Origin of the sequence: Nocardia sp. PE-7 (assembly GCF_030486425.1) — a bacterium.
GTDB lineage: Bacteria > Actinomycetota > Actinomycetes > Mycobacteriales > Mycobacteriaceae > Nocardia > Nocardia salmonicida_A.
Window position 1 is genome coordinate 2,108,434 of sequence record NZ_CP129614.1, and the last position, 16,594, is coordinate 2,125,027.

At 63.9% G+C, this 16,594-nt stretch carries 21 protein-coding genes; 14 read left to right on the forward strand and 7 right to left on the reverse strand.

The window, feature by feature from the left end; translation table 11 throughout:
• Positions 1-44: 44 nt before the first annotated feature.
• From QX204_RS09920 to QX204_RS09935, 4 genes are all read right to left on the reverse strand, one after another.
• Complete coding sequence (locus QX204_RS09920) at positions 45-263, reverse strand: hypervirulence associated TUDOR domain-containing protein (protein ID WP_301907961.1); 219 nt, start codon at positions 261-263, stop codon at positions 45-47.
• Positions 264-318: 55 nt separating this feature from the next.
• Positions 319-471 carry a hypothetical protein gene (locus QX204_RS09925; protein ID WP_301908241.1) on the reverse strand — a complete coding sequence of 51 codons (153 nt, stop codon included), beginning with the start codon at positions 469-471 and terminating at the stop codon, positions 319-321.
• Positions 472-942: 471 nt separating this feature from the next.
• The gene (locus QX204_RS09930) at positions 943-1,635 is read right to left on the reverse strand and encodes a hypothetical protein (RefSeq protein WP_301906309.1); all 693 of its coding nucleotides are present in this window, start codon (positions 1,633-1,635) and stop codon (positions 943-945) included.
• Positions 1,636-1,708: 73 nt separating this feature from the next.
• Complete coding sequence (locus QX204_RS09935; protein ID WP_301906310.1) at positions 1,709-2,017, reverse strand: MerR family transcriptional regulator; 309 nt, start codon at positions 2,015-2,017, stop codon at positions 1,709-1,711.
• 154 nt (positions 2,018-2,171) lie between these two features.
• Here QX204_RS09935 and QX204_RS09940 point away from each other — a divergent pair, with 154 nt between their 5' ends.
• The 3 genes from QX204_RS09940 (at position 2,172) to QX204_RS09950 (ending at position 3,244) form a co-directional block, all read left to right on the forward strand.
• Positions 2,172-2,597, forward strand: coding sequence for an Hsp20/alpha crystallin family protein (locus QX204_RS09940; protein WP_084787175.1), 426 nt, complete (start codon positions 2,172-2,174; stop codon positions 2,595-2,597).
• Between the two features lie 20 nt (positions 2,598-2,617).
• Positions 2,618-2,866, forward strand: coding sequence for a hypothetical protein (locus tag QX204_RS09945; protein WP_301906311.1), 249 nt, complete (start codon positions 2,618-2,620; stop codon positions 2,864-2,866).
• 171 nt (positions 2,867-3,037) lie between these two features.
• A complete protein-coding gene (locus QX204_RS09950) occupies positions 3,038-3,244 on the forward strand; it encodes an Rv3202a family protein (protein WP_301906313.1) in 207 nt (68 codons plus the stop codon).
• A 623-nt stretch (positions 3,245-3,867) separates the two neighbouring features.
• Here the strand turns inward: QX204_RS09950 and QX204_RS09955 are convergent.
• Together QX204_RS09955 and QX204_RS09960 are read right to left on the reverse strand one after the other, a co-directional pair.
• Positions 3,868-4,902, reverse strand: coding sequence for an HAD-IIA family hydrolase (locus tag QX204_RS09955; protein WP_301906314.1), 1,035 nt, complete (start codon positions 4,900-4,902; stop codon positions 3,868-3,870).
• A 36-nt stretch (positions 4,903-4,938) separates the two neighbouring features.
• The gene (locus QX204_RS09960; RefSeq protein WP_301906315.1) at positions 4,939-5,931 is read right to left on the reverse strand and encodes a LysR family transcriptional regulator; all 993 of its coding nucleotides are present in this window, start codon (positions 5,929-5,931) and stop codon (positions 4,939-4,941) included.
• Between the two features lie 212 nt (positions 5,932-6,143).
• Between QX204_RS09960 and QX204_RS09965 the strand changes: the two genes are divergently transcribed.
• From QX204_RS09965 to QX204_RS10015, 11 genes are all read left to right on the forward strand, one after another.
• A complete protein-coding gene (locus tag QX204_RS09965) occupies positions 6,144-7,133 on the forward strand; it encodes an isocyanide synthase family protein (RefSeq protein ID WP_301906316.1) in 990 nt (329 codons plus the stop codon).
• Positions 7,134-7,168: 35 nt separating this feature from the next.
• Positions 7,169-7,912: a TauD/TfdA dioxygenase family protein gene (locus QX204_RS09970; RefSeq protein WP_301906317.1), complete on the forward strand. Its 744-nt coding sequence runs from the start codon at positions 7,169-7,171 to the stop codon at positions 7,910-7,912.
• A 52-nt stretch (positions 7,913-7,964) separates the two neighbouring features.
• On the forward strand, positions 7,965-9,155 hold the full coding sequence (locus tag QX204_RS09975; RefSeq protein ID WP_301906318.1) for a styrene monooxygenase/indole monooxygenase family protein: 1,191 nt from the start codon (positions 7,965-7,967) through the stop codon (positions 9,153-9,155).
• The gene (locus QX204_RS09980) at positions 9,155-10,297 is read left to right on the forward strand and encodes an LLM class flavin-dependent oxidoreductase (RefSeq protein ID WP_301906319.1); all 1,143 of its coding nucleotides are present in this window, start codon (positions 9,155-9,157) and stop codon (positions 10,295-10,297) included. The genes QX204_RS09975 and QX204_RS09980 overlap by 1 nt, the downstream gene beginning before the upstream one ends.
• Positions 10,294-11,514 (forward strand): styrene monooxygenase/indole monooxygenase family protein, encoded by a 1,221-nt coding sequence (locus tag QX204_RS09985; RefSeq protein ID WP_301906320.1) that lies wholly within the window; start codon positions 10,294-10,296, stop codon positions 11,512-11,514. Before QX204_RS09980 ends, QX204_RS09985 begins: the two co-directional genes overlap by 4 nt.
• Position 11,515: 1 nt before the next feature.
• Entirely contained in the window at positions 11,516-12,034 is a 519-nt protein-coding gene (locus QX204_RS09990; RefSeq protein ID WP_301906321.1) for a cupin domain-containing protein, read from the forward strand.
• 51 nt (positions 12,035-12,085) lie between these two features.
• Positions 12,086-13,258, forward strand: a complete 1,173-nt coding sequence (locus QX204_RS09995; RefSeq protein WP_301906322.1) for an MFS transporter — start codon at positions 12,086-12,088, stop codon at positions 13,256-13,258.
• Positions 13,255-14,142 carry a sulfurtransferase gene (locus tag QX204_RS10000; protein WP_301906324.1) on the forward strand — a complete coding sequence of 296 codons (888 nt, stop codon included), beginning with the start codon at positions 13,255-13,257 and terminating at the stop codon, positions 14,140-14,142. The genes QX204_RS09995 and QX204_RS10000 overlap by 4 nt, the downstream gene beginning before the upstream one ends.
• A complete protein-coding gene (locus QX204_RS10005; RefSeq protein WP_301906325.1) occupies positions 14,076-14,906 on the forward strand; it encodes an SDR family NAD(P)-dependent oxidoreductase in 831 nt (276 codons plus the stop codon). The genes QX204_RS10000 and QX204_RS10005 overlap by 67 nt, the downstream gene beginning before the upstream one ends.
• Before the next feature lie 38 nt (positions 14,907-14,944).
• Positions 14,945-15,802, forward strand: coding sequence for an LLM class flavin-dependent oxidoreductase (locus QX204_RS10010; RefSeq protein WP_301906326.1), 858 nt, complete (start codon positions 14,945-14,947; stop codon positions 15,800-15,802).
• A 296-nt stretch (positions 15,803-16,098) separates the two neighbouring features.
• Positions 16,099-16,374 (forward strand): hypothetical protein, encoded by a 276-nt coding sequence (locus tag QX204_RS10015; protein WP_301906327.1) that lies wholly within the window; start codon positions 16,099-16,101, stop codon positions 16,372-16,374.
• Here the strand turns inward: QX204_RS10015 and QX204_RS10020 are convergent.
• Positions 16,354-16,587, reverse strand: a complete 234-nt coding sequence (locus QX204_RS10020; protein ID WP_301906328.1) for a hypothetical protein — start codon at positions 16,585-16,587, stop codon at positions 16,354-16,356. The two genes, QX204_RS10015 and QX204_RS10020, sit on opposite strands and share 21 nt — an antisense overlap.
• Positions 16,588-16,594: the final 7 nt, after the last annotated feature.

The window sequence follows — 16,594 nt, forward strand, 5'->3', positions numbered from 1 at the left end:
GTTCCTCGAGGTGGTGGTCGAATCGTGCCGGCAGCCGTCGGCGGTCAATCATGGTGTCGACGTAGAGCGTCGGGTTTGTGCACCGCAACGCTGCCGTTCTTGTCGCTGCGCACCTTGTACTGCGGATCGGCTGGGGATGCGCGGACCGTGCGGCCGCCGGCTTCGGTATCGGAAATGATTCTTTCTTCGACCGTGCCGACGACGGTGCTGCCGTGGCTATTCCATTCGACCTTGTCGCCCTTGCTGAAGCTGTGTTCAGTCATTGTCTCGGCCACCAATCAGATCGTGTGTTTTTATGCTGCGATCGAGCACACCCGCTTAATCAGCCACGCTTTCGACGAAGCCCTCCGGATCAATGTCCATCTGCACGGTAACCCGGGTGGTCTCAGGAAACGTTTCGAACTGGGTTGACCGGTTGCAGGCGGCGGCTACCGGCACATCCCCGTCGACGGCTTCGATGACAGTGCTCATTCTGGCCTCCTCGGGGCTGATGTTTGTTCACTCAGAGGCCGAGTGCCCCGCCGCCGCGAGTCCACACCATATTGACGCAACCAGCGCGATGCGCGGCCCAGCAACAGCACGAGGTTCCCCACCTGTGCGTATTGATGGATCATCCACAATACGATCTCGTCGGCGTCGCAGCGGGCTTCCGGTACTTCGCCGTGCTGAATACAACAAGTCCGCGATCGCCACACTGGTCGAGCGGCCTGCTACACGATACCGGTCCACCTGCCCTGCGGTCAGATGCCGAATCGGTCCGTTGGGATACCCCAGCCGAGCGGGGGGTTCGGCGTTGTGCGGCGGGGAAGGCCGGACCAGTCGGAGGGATCGGGGGATCGAATACACGCGCCGGGTCGACGAGTGGCCACGGCGGTTTTCCCTCACGGTCAGGCGCGTGGCAGCACGTCCAGCAGCGACGAGGTGGAGGGGATCCGCAGAGCGTCACGCAGATCCATGTGAAGCACGCTGAGAGTGAAGCTCGTTCGTATGGGCGGCGAGGAGGCTGGGCGGCGGCGGGACGTAGGACGACAGGGCTGCGGCCGAGACGAGGCTTATCAGGTAGAACAGTTGCGCACCGTTGCCGAGCTCGGGCAGGTGCCGGCGCACGAGCTTTGTCATGGCTGTGAGCGTGGTGAGAGAGGAACGCTTGTGTTGCTTGACCACCTCGACCGAGACGTTGTGCTCGGGGACGCCACCCTGCGCGCCGAAGAGGTCGCAGAGCACCACCTGGCCCGCCATCGACTGGCTGAGGATCTCGGCCAGCTGGCCCGCCCGCATTTTTGGTGCCGCAGGCCCTCGATCTGACCTCACTGGATTCGATCCGATCTGCGGCGGCCGACCTGCGGGCCGCCCACCCGCGCTGTGCACAGCGCTGTTCTGTAACGGTTTTCGACGATGCGGTCCACCGAAGTCGACGCGCTCACTGGTGTTCGCGGCGAGCTGGAGGTCGAGTTTGGAGGCGAAGAGCATGTCGTAGTTGCCTTCGTCGTAGTCGAACAGATCGAAAGTGATAACGGGGACCGCGTACGGCCACGGCCTCGATGCGCCCGAGAGCGATCGAGTCGTCGATCGCGAGGTGCTCGAAAACCCTGATTGGGTCGTCAGTGGACGACACGGTGGCAGCGGTGCCGACATTGATGCGCGTGCTGGTTGGCGAGTTCCCAGGCGCTGCCGGGACCGACGTAGAGGTGGCGGTTGCGCCAAATTATTACTTCGGTTTGGCGCGTAGTCGATCGCGTTCCGCGCGGAGGCGGGTGACGGTGTCTTCGAGTTCGAGTATGCGAGCCACGGCGGTCAGATTGACCCCGTCACCGGTAAGGGTGGTGATGCGGTGCAGGCGGGTCAGGTCCTCACCGCTGTAGCGGCGGGTGCCACCGGCGCTGCGGGCGGGGGTGACCAGTCCGTGCTGTTCGTACAGGCGCAGGGTCTGGACCCCGATGCCGGCTAGCTCGGCGGCAACGGAGATCGCATACACCGCCTGTGCTGGTGACGGCCCTGAGTTGTGCGGGGAGACCATGGGTGTCCTCTCGGTTCCTACGTTTCTCTTCTAGATTACTTGTTTCTGGTACTTGCACTCATCTAGGTGGAGTGCTAAAAAATATCTGTGTCAGATGGCAGAGGTTATCTGATCGTCATACTAGTGAGAATGGAGTGAGTTGGAGGTGGCGACCATGTTGATGCGCACCGATCCGTTCCGTGATCTGGACCGGTGGACCCAGCAGATGTTCGGCACAGCGGCACAGCCGGCAGCGATGCCGATGGATGCTTGGCGCGACGGTGATGAGTTCGTGGTCGAGTTCGATCTGCCCGGAATCGACCCGGAATCGCTGGATTTGGATGTCGAACGCAATGTGGTGACCGTGCGCGCATCGCGGCCGGGCCTGGACGCGAATCGGTCGATGATCGCTGCGGAGCGCCCACGTGGGGTGTTCAGCCGTCAGTTGTTCCTCGGCGAGAGCCTCGACACCGACCAGATCCGCGCCGACTACCGCAACGGTGTGCTGCGGCTGTCGATCCCGGTCGCGGAGAAGGCCAAACCCCGCAAGATCGAGATCGCTCGCGATCACGACCGTGAACCCCAGGTGATCAACGCCTGAGTCGGTGGGGGAGGTCGACGATGTCAGCCTCGATCGTCAACCGCGGCAACGGCACAGACCTCGAGCGGGCGTGGTGGTACGACACGACGCTGGCGGCGCTCGATCCCGACTGCGCGGCGTTGATCGACGCCATCGGCGCCCGGGTGAGATGGTGCCCGCCCTGCCCGCGTGAGCCGTCGCGACACCGCACGGCACAGCTCTCGGTGCCGAGCCTGCGATCAAGCGAGTGGCCGACGGCTACCCAGCGCAGTCTTCCGCCGCTCGAGTAGTGGGCCGTCCACTGTTTCGACGATCCGGTATCGAAAGGGAGGCGAGGGGTATCGATCGATCCCGCAGCACTCTTCCATTGAGCTCAATCCGATTTCCCTCGCGTCCGGTGGCCGAACCCTGGCGGGGTTCGGCCACCGGCTCCGTCCGACAGTGATTTCGAGGAGGACCCGATGGCCGTTTTACCGACCGCCTCGCAGACCGACCGTGCAGATCAGGAGGCCTTCGTTTTCGACGCCGACCGCGAGGGGGGCCTCGACGTCACTGCGGTACTCGCCGACGCCTGTGAACACAGCATCGACACCGCTGACCTGTCCGACCACATCGACCAAGCATCGAGTGTTCCCTGTGTCGACGACATCTCTTGCCTCGCCTACTGACCCATACATCGATTTCGACCCGCACGGGCACAGCGCCACCGGTTCCGAATCCTGGCAGCCCGGCCGGGTCGACTGGTTCGACGCCAAGAAGGGGTTCGGATTCCTGACCCTGGACCGGGTAGGCCCGCGGTGTTCTGCGACTACGCCGTCATCGAGGCGCCCGGCTACAAGACGCTGCACGCCGGACAACTCGTGGTGTTCGCCATGACCCACACCGGCCGCGGGCACGAAGCCCGCCGGGTCCTGACCTACGGCCAACCCTCCGCTGACATCGCCGCTGCCACGCCGACCCGGCTGCCGCGGAGCGGCGCACGGTCGCTGTCCCTGGTCTCGCCAGACATGCTGCCTGCGAGCGCGGGCCGGCTGACCTCGATTACGCGGTGTTTCAGCCGCCTGCGGACGGATGGGTTGGCTATTGTTGATCGGCCGCCAGACGCGGTGTTAGGTGATCGAACCCGTGACGATGCGAGGGGTTACCGATGGGCTCCGTTGCGTTCGACCTGTTGTGGCAGTTGTTCACATCGCTTCTCACCGGCCAATCCTCGGGACATCCGCCTTTCCCGTGGCCGTTCAGCTGACTTGTTCGGGCGGTACCGATTCCGTACTGGCCTCGGGGCCCGAGTTCAGTGGAGGCGGGACCAGTCCTGCCAAGTGGCCAGCGCCTTGCTCGTCTCCAGGTCCGGTCGGGCCCAGGCGGCATGGCAGAGTGTGCGAGCAGCGTCCAGTAGCTGCGTTCTGGTCGGCATGGTGCTGCTTGGCGGTCGAAGAGTCAGGTCATCATCGGATGCCGATACTGTCCACCCGGCGCAGATCCATCGATCCCCGTCATGGGTCACAGATTCTCTGGTGTGGAATAGCTCCTGCAGGTCGAGCCCGAGGTAGGTGGGGCGATGAGGGGGCGGAGCGATCAGCAGGTCACGTAGTGTCGTGATTCCCGTCAGGACGAGCAGGCTGGGTAGCCCCATTCGATTGCCGCCGGCGATATCGGTATCCAGCGAGTCACCGATCACCAAGTGGGGTCCGCTGGTGCGTGACAAGGCTTCCTGGTAGATCGGCTCGTAGGGCTTGCCCGCAAATTCGGGGGTTGCGCCGGTGGCCAAGCGGACCGCTTCGGCCAATGCGCCGTTGCCGGGCGCGATTCCGCCTTCACGGGGAACCGCGATATCGCTGTTGGTGACGATCCACGGAACGCCACGCCCGACCGCGTACGCCGCCTCGGCCAGTTGGCGCCAATCGACCTCGGGTGCGAAGCCCTGGACGACGAGATCGGGGTCGTCGTCGGCCTTGTAGACCGGTGTCAGGCCGTGTTCCCACAGCGCTGTCTTCATGGCTACGCCGCCCACCATGAGTGCTCGTGCCCCGGGAATCCGCCGAGCTGCCAACGCTGCTGCGGCGTGGGCGGAGGTCACGATGTCTCGCTCAGCGGTGGGCAGGCCGAGTTCGGTGACCAGTGCGGCGACCTCGTGCGGGGTGCGGGAGGCGTTGTTGGTCAGGAACAACGTTCGGAGCCCGGCCGAGCGGGCTGAGGTCAACGCATCCACGGCGCCGGCCACGGGCGTTGTGCCGTGATAGACGACGCCGTCGAGATCGATCAGCGCGCTCGCGAAGCGCTGCGCCAACGGCAGTCTCGTCCGGGCTGGATGCTGCTCTTGTGGCATGGATCCCCCCAATCAAAAGCCTTGTACCTCAACACATTACGTGGTGTCCGCAGCTACCTTCGCCTGCTTGGTTGCATCCGCTCGAGTGGAGCGACCCTGCCGATAATCGTTGACGACCTCTTTCAGGATGGCCAACTTCGCCGGCACCGGATTGCCCGGGTGCCAGGCGATGCCGAAGGTGCATTCGGTGAGGTCTTCGACGTCGAGGTAGCGCAGGTCGGGTCGGGGGTAGAGATCGGCGGCGACTGCTGGAACAAAGGCGACCGTGCCGCCGAGCGAGACGGTGGACAGCAGCGACTCGAAGCTCGAGCCCGGGTGTGCGGCATAGCGGACCTGGGAGCCGTCCGGGCGCGGATTCACCGACCAGAAGTCGTGGCCTGCTCGGAACGTCGGTGATACCAGGCTGATCACCCGATGCTCGGCGAGATCGGTCAGCTCCAGCGACGAACGCTCGGTCAGCGGATCGGAGCTGGCGATGCACGCCAGACGTGGTTCGACAGCGAGTGGTTCGCAGTGCAGGTCGTTGGGCACCGGAAAATGGGCGAAGGCCGCGTCGATCTCACCCGATTGCAAGGCCAGGAGTTGATCGCTGAATCGATCCAGCACTCGAACGTCCGGACCGAGATCGGGGTGCAGTTCGGTCAGCGCCGCGATGATGCTGCGGGTGGAATCCAGCGCGGTGAAGCTCTCGCACACCCCGAGCCGAAGACGTTCGGAGCCAGAGGTCATGCGACGTGCGATATTGCGCAGCTCATCGGCGGCATCCACCACGCTGCGGGCTGCGGGCAACACCGCGCGCCCCGCGGCGGTCAGCTCGACCCGGCGGCTGGAACGATGGAACAGTGAGACGCCGAGGCGCTCCTCGAGGGAGCGGATCTGCTGGCTGAGGGCGGGTTGGGTCAGATACAGCCGACGCGCGGCGCGACCGAAGTGAAGTTCCTCGGCGAGGGTCAGCAGCAGTCGCAGCTGATGAGCGGTCGGATCGTCGATGCTGGCCAGACGGAGCTCGGATTGATCAATAATCGACACATTATCAAATTACACCGATTCTAATCGTTGCGCCATTGCTGGTCGGTGTGCGCGCCTGGCAGGCTGTTGATACGGAAGGTCGGACATCATGAGATGCTGACCGACTGCCGGATCGAACGCGGGCTGTGTGGTAAGCGGTTCGAATCGGGTCAACGGGGACCGAGAATCACAGGTATCTCCCGGCGTACTGGGGGGGATTTTGAGTTTGGAGAGTGGCTGCTGCCATGTCTGTGGAGACCGACGTTTCGCGCAAAGTTCTGGAGTTTTTACACCGATATCAACGTGTCCATCAGTCGGGCGAGGGGGTTCCCACAACGACGGATCGTATCGGTGAAGCCTATGAGAATCGTAAATCGAAGATTGATTCTTTCGTCCGTCGCAACGAGGCCATTCATTTTGTGATACCAGCGTTTCCGGCGAAGTCGCCGAATCGGAGTAAGGTGCTGGGGTCGACTCCGGATCTGGGGGAGAATATAGCACTCGGATTCTTACAGTCGCTATGCGACTACGTCGGCCACTTCTATTCGCCGGGCGCACGTATCACTATTTGTTCGGACGGTCATGTATTCGGCGACGTGGTCGGTGTATCCGACATTCTTGTGACCGAATATCGCGAGGAAATCGAGAAGCTTGTCGCCACCGCGGGGTGGATGTCGCTGGACATGTTCGGATTGGACGACGCTTTTGGTAGCCAGGACTACCCGAAGCTGCGCGACGTGCTCGAGTGCGACTACTCCGACTCGCTCGAAGAATTGAAGGAAAGCATTCGCACCGACGCTGCTACGCGCGCGCTCTTCGATGGTATTCATCGCTTCATGTTCGAGGATGCGATGAGTGCGTGCGAGGGCGATGTCTCGAAAACGAAGATTCGCAATCAATCGAAGGCAAGTGCCTATCAGACCATTCGGCGTAGTAATGCATGGAGTCGCGTGGTGTCGGAACACTTCCCCGATGCGCTCCGGTTGTCGATTCACCCGCAGCCGCCGCATTCGGAGAAGTTCGGGCTGCATCTGGTGGGAACAAGCGACAGTTGGCTCACCCCGTGGCACGGTGTCGTGCTCGACGACGGTGTCCACCGCCGACTCGTAAAGCGTTGGAAAGCAGAAGAACTCGGGGCGACCATGGTCTCGCGGCACAACCGCCCGAGTCATTTCGTCGCTCCACAGATCACTGCGGAATCCAAGGAGGAACTTTCGGCATGACGGTCTCACATAACCCTCTGCGACCATTCGGTCGTGTGGTCGAGGCAAATGGTGACGCGCAGATCTCCGACATTCCGGTCGAGACCTTGGCCCGATGGGCCGTGGAGTCCCGTGTCCTGGTGCTACGCGGATTCTCGTCGCTGAAAAAACAGGAATTCGCCGACTACTGCCGACGATGGGGCGAAGTGCTCGAATGGGAGGTCGGCGAAGTCGTCGACCTGGTCGTTCAGGACGACCCGAAGAACTATCTCTTCGCGAGCGGCGACGTGCCGTTCCATTGGGACGGTGCCTTCGTGGAATCGGATCCACGATGGTTTTTCTTCCAGTGTCTGGATGCGACTCCAGATGCCGGGGGTGAAACCGTGTTCTGCGACACTACCGCCGTGTATCGAGATGTCGATGATGCGACTCGAAGCTTGTGGTCGAAGATCAGCCTGACCTACTCGACAGAAAAGCTGGCACATTACGGGGGCGAGGTCACCGAGCGGCTCGTCTCGCAGCACCCGGCGACCGGCCTTCCGGTGCTTCGTTTCGCTGAACCGCTGGATCCGAACGTCTATAAGAACCCAGTCTCGGTCACCGTGGACGGTGTCGAGAATGATGCGCAGGAGACATTCGTGAAGGAGCTGTCCGAGCGCTTGCACCGCCGCGAATACTGCTACGACCACGCCTGGCAGAAAGGCGATATCCTCATCGCCGACAACTTCTCGCTCGTGCACGGACGAAACGCGTTCAGTGGGCCGACGAATCGGCACCTGCAACGTGTCGAAGTGATCTGATATGGGTAGGTCTATCGGAATTGTCGGGGCAGGCATATCCGGTCTGCATCTCATGCTCAGGCTGCAACAACTCGGAATCGAAGCGACCCTGTATGCACGCCAGAATGAGGACGAGATCCGACGCGGCCCGCCGCTGAATTTCGTCACCCGTTTCGGATCCACCAGGGAACGGGAAAATTCGCTCGGCATCACTGATTGGTCGTCGAGCGAATTCGACAACGCGTGGATGCACATGCGAATCGACGGTGAGCAATCACTTGCCCTTCGGGGCGCGTTGCCGCGACCGGCCAGCTCCGTCGACTTCCGGATGTATCTGGCCGGGCTGCTCGAATCGGTGATCGGGCGCGGCGGAGCCGTGGTGCAGAGTCGACCGGCCGACGGCCGCGATCTCGTCGACCTCGCCGCGAACCACGACCTGCTGATCGTCGCGGCGGGGCGCGGTGAGCTGCAGCAGGTGTTTCCCCGTGATCCGGCGCGTTCGCCGTTCCGGGCGGCGCCGAGAGTTCTTGCGGGCGGGCTGTTCCAGGGAATCGCGCCGCCGGATCCGCCGGGTATGAGCATGAACATGGTCCCGGGGGTCGGGGAGATCCACGCGCCGACCTTCCATTCCTTCGACGGGCGAGTGACAGCTGTGCTGATCGAGGCGGTACCTGGTGGGGCGTTCCAGCCCGTGACCGGGCCTGAGCATCGCGACGATCCCGAACTGTTCGCCAAGCGGGTACTCGACCTCATCACTACCTATGCGCCGTCACTACGTGAGCGCGTCGATGACACCGAGTTCGGTCTGACCAGGCCGATCGATGTCATGCAGGGCGCGTTGGTGCCCACGGTCCGGCGCGGGTGGGCTGAAATGGGCGAAGGCCGGCATGCCCTGGCGATCGGCGACGCGTGGATCGTGAACGACCCGCTTACCGCGCAGGGGGCCAATCTCGGTTCGGCGCAGGCCTTTCAGGTCGCGCAAACACTGGCATCGCACCGCGGTGCCTTCGACGCGAACTTCTGTATGGCGCTGTCCGAAAAGTTGTGGGCGACGGCGCAACCGGTCGTCGACTGGACCAACATGTTTCTCGGTGCTCCGGCGCCACAGGTCCTCTCACTTCTCACCGCCGCGTCCAGTGACCAGCGCATCGCCGACGCGTTCATCGCGAATATGGATGATCCACCAGCGATGTGGCACAGCATCAGCATGCCCGAGCACACCGCGGCGTTCATCGAAGCGGCTCAGTCGACGAGGAGCAAGTAGTGACAGTGAACGTCGGATTGGTGTGGGACGCCGTCGGATCCGTCGACGGCGGGCGTGGCTTGCTCGACCTGGCTCGCACGCACGGCCTGGATGCCTTCCTGGTCTTCGACCACTTGATCAACGCCTTCCCCAGCCAGGCATGGGATACCGACTTCACCTACCTGGCGTCGCAGGCGCCGACCCCGGATCAATGCCTCGATTTCGCCACGGTGCTGGGCAACTTCGCACCACAGGCGGGGCCGGTCCAGCTTGTTGTCGGTGTCACCGACCCGAATCGACGCCACCCCGCGGTTCTGGCGCAGACGGTATTGACGCTGGCGCAGTTCACCGAGCGCCCGCCGGTGCTCGGCATCGGAGCAGGCGCGTTGGAGAACCTCCAACCCTACGGACTACCGCACGATCGCCGAGTCGACCGCGTGGAGGAGGCGCTGCAGATCCTGCGAATGCTGCTCGGAGGACCCGGCCCGCACGATTTCCGAGGCAAACACTTCACCCTGGATCAAGCATTGATGGGTCTGCGGGCTCCGGCAGGTCGGGAGCCACGGCTGTGGGTCGGTGGCAGTCGTGACCGGATGCTCGCCCTGACCGGCAGGTACGCGGATGGGTGGCTGCCGGCGGAACTGATGGTGCCAGATGAGTACACGCGCCGATTGAGGGTCGTGCGGCAGGCGGCCGAGGCCGCAGGCCGGGATCCGGCGGCGATTGTGGCCTCCGGTGGGGTGCCTGTCGTGGTCGCCGAAACAGATGAGCAAGCTCATGCGCTGTTGGACTCCACCGCCATCCGGTTTCTCGCTCTGCACGCCGGAGCCGATGCGTGGGCAGCGCACGGTGCCGAGCACCCCTTCGGCGCCGGCTACCAGGGGCTCAAGGATCTGTTGCCGCACATGCTGACCCGCGAGGAAGTACAGCAGGCAATGTCTGTGATCCCGGACCGGGTCGTGGCAGATCAGGTACTCGTCGGGAGCAGACAGACCGTGCTCGACCGAATAGGCGAGCTGGTCGAGGCGGGTCTGCAACACCCGATGCTGATCCCGGTGTCGGCCATGGCTTCGCCGGAGGCAGCAGCGTTCACCCTCGAGTCGGTGGCCTGGCTGGCGCGTGAACTGCGTGCTCCCGTACAGATCGGAGAGATCACCGTATGACCACCATCGGCATTGTCGGCACGGGAATTTCCGGGCTGCAGCTCGCCCTGCGGCTCCAGCAGCTCGGGATCGAGGTCGTGGTCTACTCCGCTCAGGAACTCGACCAGCTCGCCACCGGGCGACCTCGCAACTTCCCCGCCCGATTCGGCCCTACCCAGCAACGAGAACGCCAGCTCGGAGTCTTCGACTGGGACACTGCCGACGCCCAGGTACGCCGCTGGGATGTCACCGTCGGCACAGGTGACCGCGCACTGGCATTTCACGGGGAGCTGCGGCCCCCGTCGAGCGTCGTGGACTTTCGGCTCTACCTGCCGCACCTGTGCGCCGAATTCGCCGAGCGGGGCGGAGAAGTCGTCGTCGGAGCACGACCGATCACCGAAGTGGCCGAGCAGCACGACCTGGTCGTAGTGGCCAACGGCGATCGCTCGATGCGAGAGTTGTTCCCGCGTGACGCATCGCGCTCGGTCTTCGATGCTCCCCAGCGGATCCTCTGCAGCGGCTTGTACCGCGGAATCAGCGAGGACACACCGCAATCGCTGGACCTGTGCCTGATCCCGGGTATCGGGGAGATCTTCCGCATCCCGTTCCTGACACCACAGGGCCGCGCTGATGTGCTCGCGTTCGAAGCTGTTCCCGGCGGACCGCTCGAACCGATCTCCCGGGTCGATCCCGCTGTCGAACCCGTGAGGTTCTACCGCGACGTCCTCGCACTGCTCGGCGAATTCGCGCCTGGACTGCGAGAACGTGTCGATGGCCGGGAATTCGCGCTCGTCGGACCCGGCGAGCTGGCGCAGGGCAGTGTGACGCCGATGGTCCGCCACGGCTGGGCAACCTTGCCGAACGGCAAGTGCGCCATCGCGATCGGCGACGCGTGGATCACCAACGACCCATTGACGGCGCAGGGCGCGAATCTTGGTTCACACACAGCGTTCGCACTCGCCGACCTGCTCGTGGCGCACGCAGGCGGATACGACGAGACGTTCTGCCGGGCCGCCTCGGAGCAGCTGTGGGCGCATGCCCGCAACGTTGTCGACTGGAGTGCCGCGTTTCTCGGACCTGCGCCGGCGCACACCACCGCGCTGTTCGCCAAGGCCGCCGAGGACAAACGGATCGCCGAAGCGTTCATCAACAACTTCAACGACCCGGTCGCGATGTGGCAGAGCTTGGCCAGCCCCCGAGGAACCGACTCGTTCCTCGCTGAATCCATTGAGGAGTGACATGACCAACCTGGACATCGAGATCGACGACAAAGGGATCCTGATCCCGGAATCCGAGCAGACCGCGGTTTCCCTGCTCGATGGACACGCGCGGATCCGCGTCCCGGGCAACACAACTCGGGACTCCTTCACTGTGGTCGAGCACACCGGCCAGCGCGGATACAACACCCCGTTGCACTACCACCACATCGAGGACGAGGTGTTCATGGTGCTCGACGGTGCGCTGCGCATGGTCTGTGACGGCCAGGAGCAGCTCGCCGAGGCCGGGACGACGATGGTCATCCCGCGGATGGTTCCGCACGGATTCGTCGCGATCTCGAATGAGATCAGATTTCTCACCATTCATTCGACGCCGGACCTGGGCAACAAACCCCAGTTCGACCTGTTCCTCGCGGCCGAGATGCCTGCGGCGCAGGCGACCCGGATGCCGACCGAGGAAATCGGTCCCGATCTCGACCACATCATTTCGCTCGGTACCACCTACGGGTACAGCTACGCCGGTCCTGCGCCGATGCCCTAGCGCCGGGTCCTTGTACATCGACCAATTCCTACTCGGACAGAGAAGAGAATCATGCGGTTGAGTCTCGCATCACTTGTATTGTGTGTCTTCGGCATCACCACCGGCGAGTTCGTCATCGCGGGGATCCTGCCCGATGTCGCCACCGATCTGGGTGTGTCCATCCCGGCCGCGGGACTCCTTGTCACGGCCTACGCCATCGGGATGATCATCGGTGGGCCGACGCTGACCGCGCTCACCACGCGGTTTCCCCGCAAGCCCCTGATGGTGACACTGCTGGTGGTCGCCGTTGTGGGCAATATCGCCTCGGCGCTCGCACCCGCCTACGAGGCCCTGTTCGCAGCCCGGATCCTCACCGCGCTGGTGACATCGACCTTCTTCGCCAACGCGATCGTCACCGCGGTGTCGACAGCACCGGAAGGCAAACAGGCCTCGACGGTGTCGAAGCTGGTCTTCGGCATGAACATGGCGATGATCCTGGGCGCGCCACTGGGCACTTTCATCGGATCCCAGTACGGATGGCGTGCCACCTTCGCCGCGGTCGCCGCGGTCTGCGCGCTCGGTTTGCTGCTGGTGATCCGGCTGGTCCCCGCGGTGGCGAACGCAGGCGGGTCCGCGATGGCCGAGATGCGGGTATTCCGCAGTCGTGATGTGCAATTGGCGATCGCGATCACCGCGATCGCCAATGCCGGAGTGCTGATGGTGTTCACCTATTTCTCGCCGCTGCTGACCGATGTCAGCGGCTTCACCAGTGGTTCCGTCGCCGGCTGGTTGTTGGTCTACGGTGTCGGCGCGACCGTGGGCAATCTCATCGGCGGCCGCCTGTCGGACCGAGCCCTGATGCCGTCGCAGATCGGGTTGCTGACCCTGTTGACCGCAGCTCTCGCTGTCATGTGGCTGGTCAGCACCAACGTCGTGCTCATCGCGGTGATGGTGTTCGTCCTCGGCGCACTGGGCTTCTCGGTGATCCCCGGAATGCAGTCACGGGTACTGAGCACCGCGGCGGCGGCGCCGACACTGGCTATGGCGGTGAACGCGTCGGCCTACCAGCTCGCGGCCGCCTTCGCGGGCTGGCTCGGCGGGCGCGTCATCGACAGCAGCGGCCTGCGATCGGTGTATCTGGTCGCCGCGGCCGTCACCGTCGCCGGAATCGCCCTGAGCGGAGTGGCGTGGTATCGCGATCGCCTGGCCACCGACGTCGACGACGCGAAAGTGGCTGTGTCATGAGCGAATCATCGCACGCCAGTGGACGCACAACCGCGCTGGTGAGCGGCACCTGGGCCGAGGACAATCTCGGCGCACCCGGTCTGGTGTTCATCGAAACCGGCAACGAGCAAGCGGACTACCTGCGCGGCCACGTGCCGGGGGCCGTATGGATCGGTTGGTCAGAGTTCCAGGACGATCTGACGCTGGGCCTGATCGGGCCGCACAAATTCGCTGACTTGCTGTCCGCGAAGGGGATCAGCAACGACGATACCGTCGTCATCTATTCCGTGGCCTCCAATCTGCTGGCGGCACTGGTCTATTGGTACTTCACCCACTACCGACACCGGTCGGTGAAACTCCTCGACGGCGGTCGCCGCAAGTGGGAGTTGGAGAAGCGCCCGCTGGCCACGGACACGCTCGCACCTCATCCAGCGGTCTATCACGTGCCGACGCCGGACCCGTCGGTGCGTGCCGGACGCGACGATGTCCTCGCCGCGATCGGTGCGACGAGCATCGTCGACGTCCGAACACCGGACGAGTACAGCGGCCTGCTGTTCGCGCCCGCCTTCGCCGGACCCGCCTTCGCCCCGGGCAACAGCCCGCACGAGGTCGCCCAACGGTCGGGGCACATTCCGGGAGCAATCAATCTGCCATGGGACATGGTCGTCAATCCCGACGACACCTTCAAATCCGATGATGAACTGGCCGCGCAGTTCGCCGGACTCGACGTCGAGGCTGGCGTAATCACCTACTGCTGGGTCGGTGCTCGCTCAGCCCACACCTGGTTCGTACTCCGGGAATTACTCGGCCACGACGATATCAAGAACTACGACGGATCGTGGGCCGAATACGGATCGTTGCTCGGCGTTCCGGTCGAACGCCCGATACAGAAAGGAAGCCAATGACCGTAGGCAATCTCCACGGCAAGGTCGCTCTGGTGACCGGAGCCAACTCAGGTATCGGTGAAGCCGCGGCGAAGATCCTCGCCGCGCGCGGAGCCAGTGTCGTGCTGGCGGCCCGGCGAATCGACCAGCTGGACCGGGTTTGTGCCGAAATCGCCGAACTCGGCGGTAAGGCTGTCAGCGTCACTACCGACGTCACAGTGGACAGCGATCTGGAAAATGCTGTCGCCACCGCGGTAGACCAGTTCGGCGGGCTGGACATCGCGTTCAACAACGCGGGCTCACTCGGCACGATGGGACTTGTCGCCGAGCAGAACCCCAGCACATGGACTGCCGACGTCAACACTGTGCTGACCAGCACCTTCCTGTCGATGCGCCACGAGATCATCGCCATGCAGCGGCGCGGCGGCGGCGTCATCATCAACAACGCCTCACAACTGGGCCTCGTGGGATTCGGCGCAGGTATCAGCGCATACGTCGCGGGCAAACACGGCGTGATCGGGCTGACGAAGGCCGCGGCTCTCGAATATGCCACGCAAGATATCCGGATCAACGCAGTGGCGTTCGCGTCGGTGGATACGCCGATGTACCGGTCCTCGGTCGGAGCGGACGAAGACACTGCGACGATGTTCCGTTCACTACATCCACTGGGCCGTATCGCCACTGCCGAGGAAGCGGCCTCCTCGGTCGCCTACCTCGCGACAGAGGAAGCGGGATTCTTCACCGGCTCGGTGCTGGTGATGGACGGCGGCTGGACTGCCCAGTGACAGTCGGCCCGTCCCACCACGAGTCCCGGTTCGGAGTAATGCTGTATCCGGACGAGACCTTTCCCGTTCTGCTCGAACGGATCCGCTGGCTCGAAGAGTTGGGATTCGATCAGGTCTTTTTGCCCGACCACAGCGGCGATCTACGGGATCGACGGGGACGGTGGTTCGACAGCTGGGCGGTGCTGGCCGCCGCAGCGGTGAGCACTCGGCGAATCCGCCTCGGGATGCTTGTCGCGAACCAGATCCTGCGCCCACCGTCGCAACTGGCCCGACAAGCCATCACGATCGACCACGCGTCCTACGGTCGCTTCGAATTAGGGGTTGGTGCTGGGTTGTTCGCGTGGGACCACCGCAGTGTGGGCGAACAGCCTTGGCCGCCCAGGCAGCGGATGCGCCGGTTCACCGACTATGTGGCGATCGTCGACGGCTTGCTGTACGCGCGCGAGGAGACGTTCAGCTACACCGGAGACGAGCTCTGGGTAAAAGAGGTCCCCACAGCTCCTGGTTCGTGGCAGTCACCCCGGTTGCCGCTCATCGTGGGAGGTCAGTCACCCACGGTGCTCCGGGTGGCGGCAGCGACCGCGGACGTGTGGAACACCCATGGTCCGCCCGGCGCTTCCGATATCCAGATCCTGCAGGCCACGGCGGAGCAGACCCACAGAATCGACCACCTCGCCGAAGCCGCCGGTCGCGATCCGGCGATGATCCGCCGGTCGTACACGATTTTCGGGCCGTGGGATCCGCGCTGGGGCCAACACAGCTACGAGGAGATCTTCGACCGTTTCGGTGCGGTAGGAATGACGGACTTCGTCCTCGACTGGCCGGTCCATTCACAACTCGACGAGTTCGAACGCATCGCGCGGGAGGTGCTGCCCGAACGCCGAACCCGTGGCTGACGGCGACATAGTTCTCAGTGCTAGGAATTTCGGTCTGTGACCCTCTCGCGGGCAGTTGAATTACCGACCACTACCCGCAGCCGTGCCAGAAACTTCGAGCGGGCCGGTTGTGTCACGGCCGGATTGCGCTGATCTGTGAGCAGAGCCGCGCTGTGGTCGCAGCGAGGTGGCCGTGGCATGCGGGCGCGACCAGGACGATGACGGCTGTCTGATCGTTCGCCCCGACGGCCACCGTCGCCAGTGCCCTCGCCGGTCAGGGTGGGTTCGTAGCCAAGTTTCGTGACCGCTTCGTCCCAATGCGTGGCATCGCGAAGGACGCCGGTAGCGATCCGTCCACCGCGCGGGCCGACGAACAGACGGGCGGCGGTGTTGTCTGCACCGACGACGGCAATGCGATCGAGGACGAGTTGTCGGACTTCTTTGATCAACGGGACGGAGCGGCGGCGGTTGCCCTTGGTTCCCTTGTCGTCGAGTCCGCCGGGTCCGAGTGTGGTCTGTCGGCGGACTGTCAATGTCCACGTCGCGGTGTCGATATCACCGACTCGGCGCCCCTAGACCTCACCGATCCGTGACGCGGTGCACGCGGCGAAGGTGACCACATCACCCCAGCCGTGGTACTCGTCGGCGGATCGAGCTACCAACGCATTAGCCAAGGTGACCAGGGTCGACAAGTCCGGAAGCGCCAATGACCGCGGGTCATCGAGCTCGTCTTCGATCTGGGCGTAGAGCTCCTGCCACCCGCGTACCTGTGCCGGGTTGTCGATCCTCAGCCCAAGTGCTTGCATACCCTCG

What these genes read in the sequence shown, in the direction of transcription:
- QX204_RS09920 (WP_301907961.1), bottom strand. Translation starts at nt 263, where the DNA reads ATGACTGAACACAGCTTCAGCAAGGGCGACAAGGTCGAATGGAATAGC.
- QX204_RS09925 (WP_301908241.1), bottom strand. Translation starts at nt 471, where the DNA reads ATGAGCACTGTCATCGAAGCCGTCGACGGGGATGTGCCGGTAGCCGCC.
- QX204_RS09930 (WP_301906309.1), bottom strand. Translation starts at nt 1,635, where the DNA reads ATGTCGGCACCGCTGCCACCGTGTCGTCCACTGACGACCCAATCAGGG.
- QX204_RS09935 (WP_301906310.1), bottom strand. Translation starts at nt 2,017, where the DNA reads ATGGTCTCCCCGCACAACTCAGGGCCGTCACCAGCACAGGCGGTGTAT.
- QX204_RS09940 (WP_084787175.1), top strand. Translation starts at nt 2,172, where the DNA reads ATGTTGATGCGCACCGATCCGTTCCGTGATCTGGACCGGTGGACCCAG.
- QX204_RS09945 (WP_301906311.1), top strand. Translation starts at nt 2,618, where the DNA reads ATGTCAGCCTCGATCGTCAACCGCGGCAACGGCACAGACCTCGAGCGG.
- QX204_RS09950 (WP_301906313.1), top strand. Translation starts at nt 3,038, where the DNA reads ATGGCCGTTTTACCGACCGCCTCGCAGACCGACCGTGCAGATCAGGAG.
- QX204_RS09955 (WP_301906314.1), bottom strand. Translation starts at nt 4,902, where the DNA reads ATGCCACAAGAGCAGCATCCAGCCCGGACGAGACTGCCGTTGGCGCAG.
- QX204_RS09975 (WP_301906318.1), top strand. Translation starts at nt 7,965, where the DNA reads ATGCTCAGGCTGCAACAACTCGGAATCGAAGCGACCCTGTATGCACGC.
- QX204_RS09985 (WP_301906320.1), top strand. Translation starts at nt 10,294, where the DNA reads ATGACCACCATCGGCATTGTCGGCACGGGAATTTCCGGGCTGCAGCTC.
- QX204_RS09990 (WP_301906321.1), top strand. Translation starts at nt 11,516, where the DNA reads ATGACCAACCTGGACATCGAGATCGACGACAAAGGGATCCTGATCCCG.
- QX204_RS09995 (WP_301906322.1), top strand. Translation starts at nt 12,086, where the DNA reads ATGCGGTTGAGTCTCGCATCACTTGTATTGTGTGTCTTCGGCATCACC.
- QX204_RS10000 (WP_301906324.1), top strand. Translation starts at nt 13,255, where the DNA reads ATGAGCGAATCATCGCACGCCAGTGGACGCACAACCGCGCTGGTGAGC.
- QX204_RS10010 (WP_301906326.1), top strand. Translation starts at nt 14,945, where the DNA reads ATGCTGTATCCGGACGAGACCTTTCCCGTTCTGCTCGAACGGATCCGC.
- QX204_RS10015 (WP_301906327.1), top strand. Translation starts at nt 16,099, where the DNA reads ATGCGTGGCATCGCGAAGGACGCCGGTAGCGATCCGTCCACCGCGCGG.
- QX204_RS10020 (WP_301906328.1), bottom strand. Translation starts at nt 16,587, where the DNA reads ATGCAAGCACTTGGGCTGAGGATCGACAACCCGGCACAGGTACGCGGG.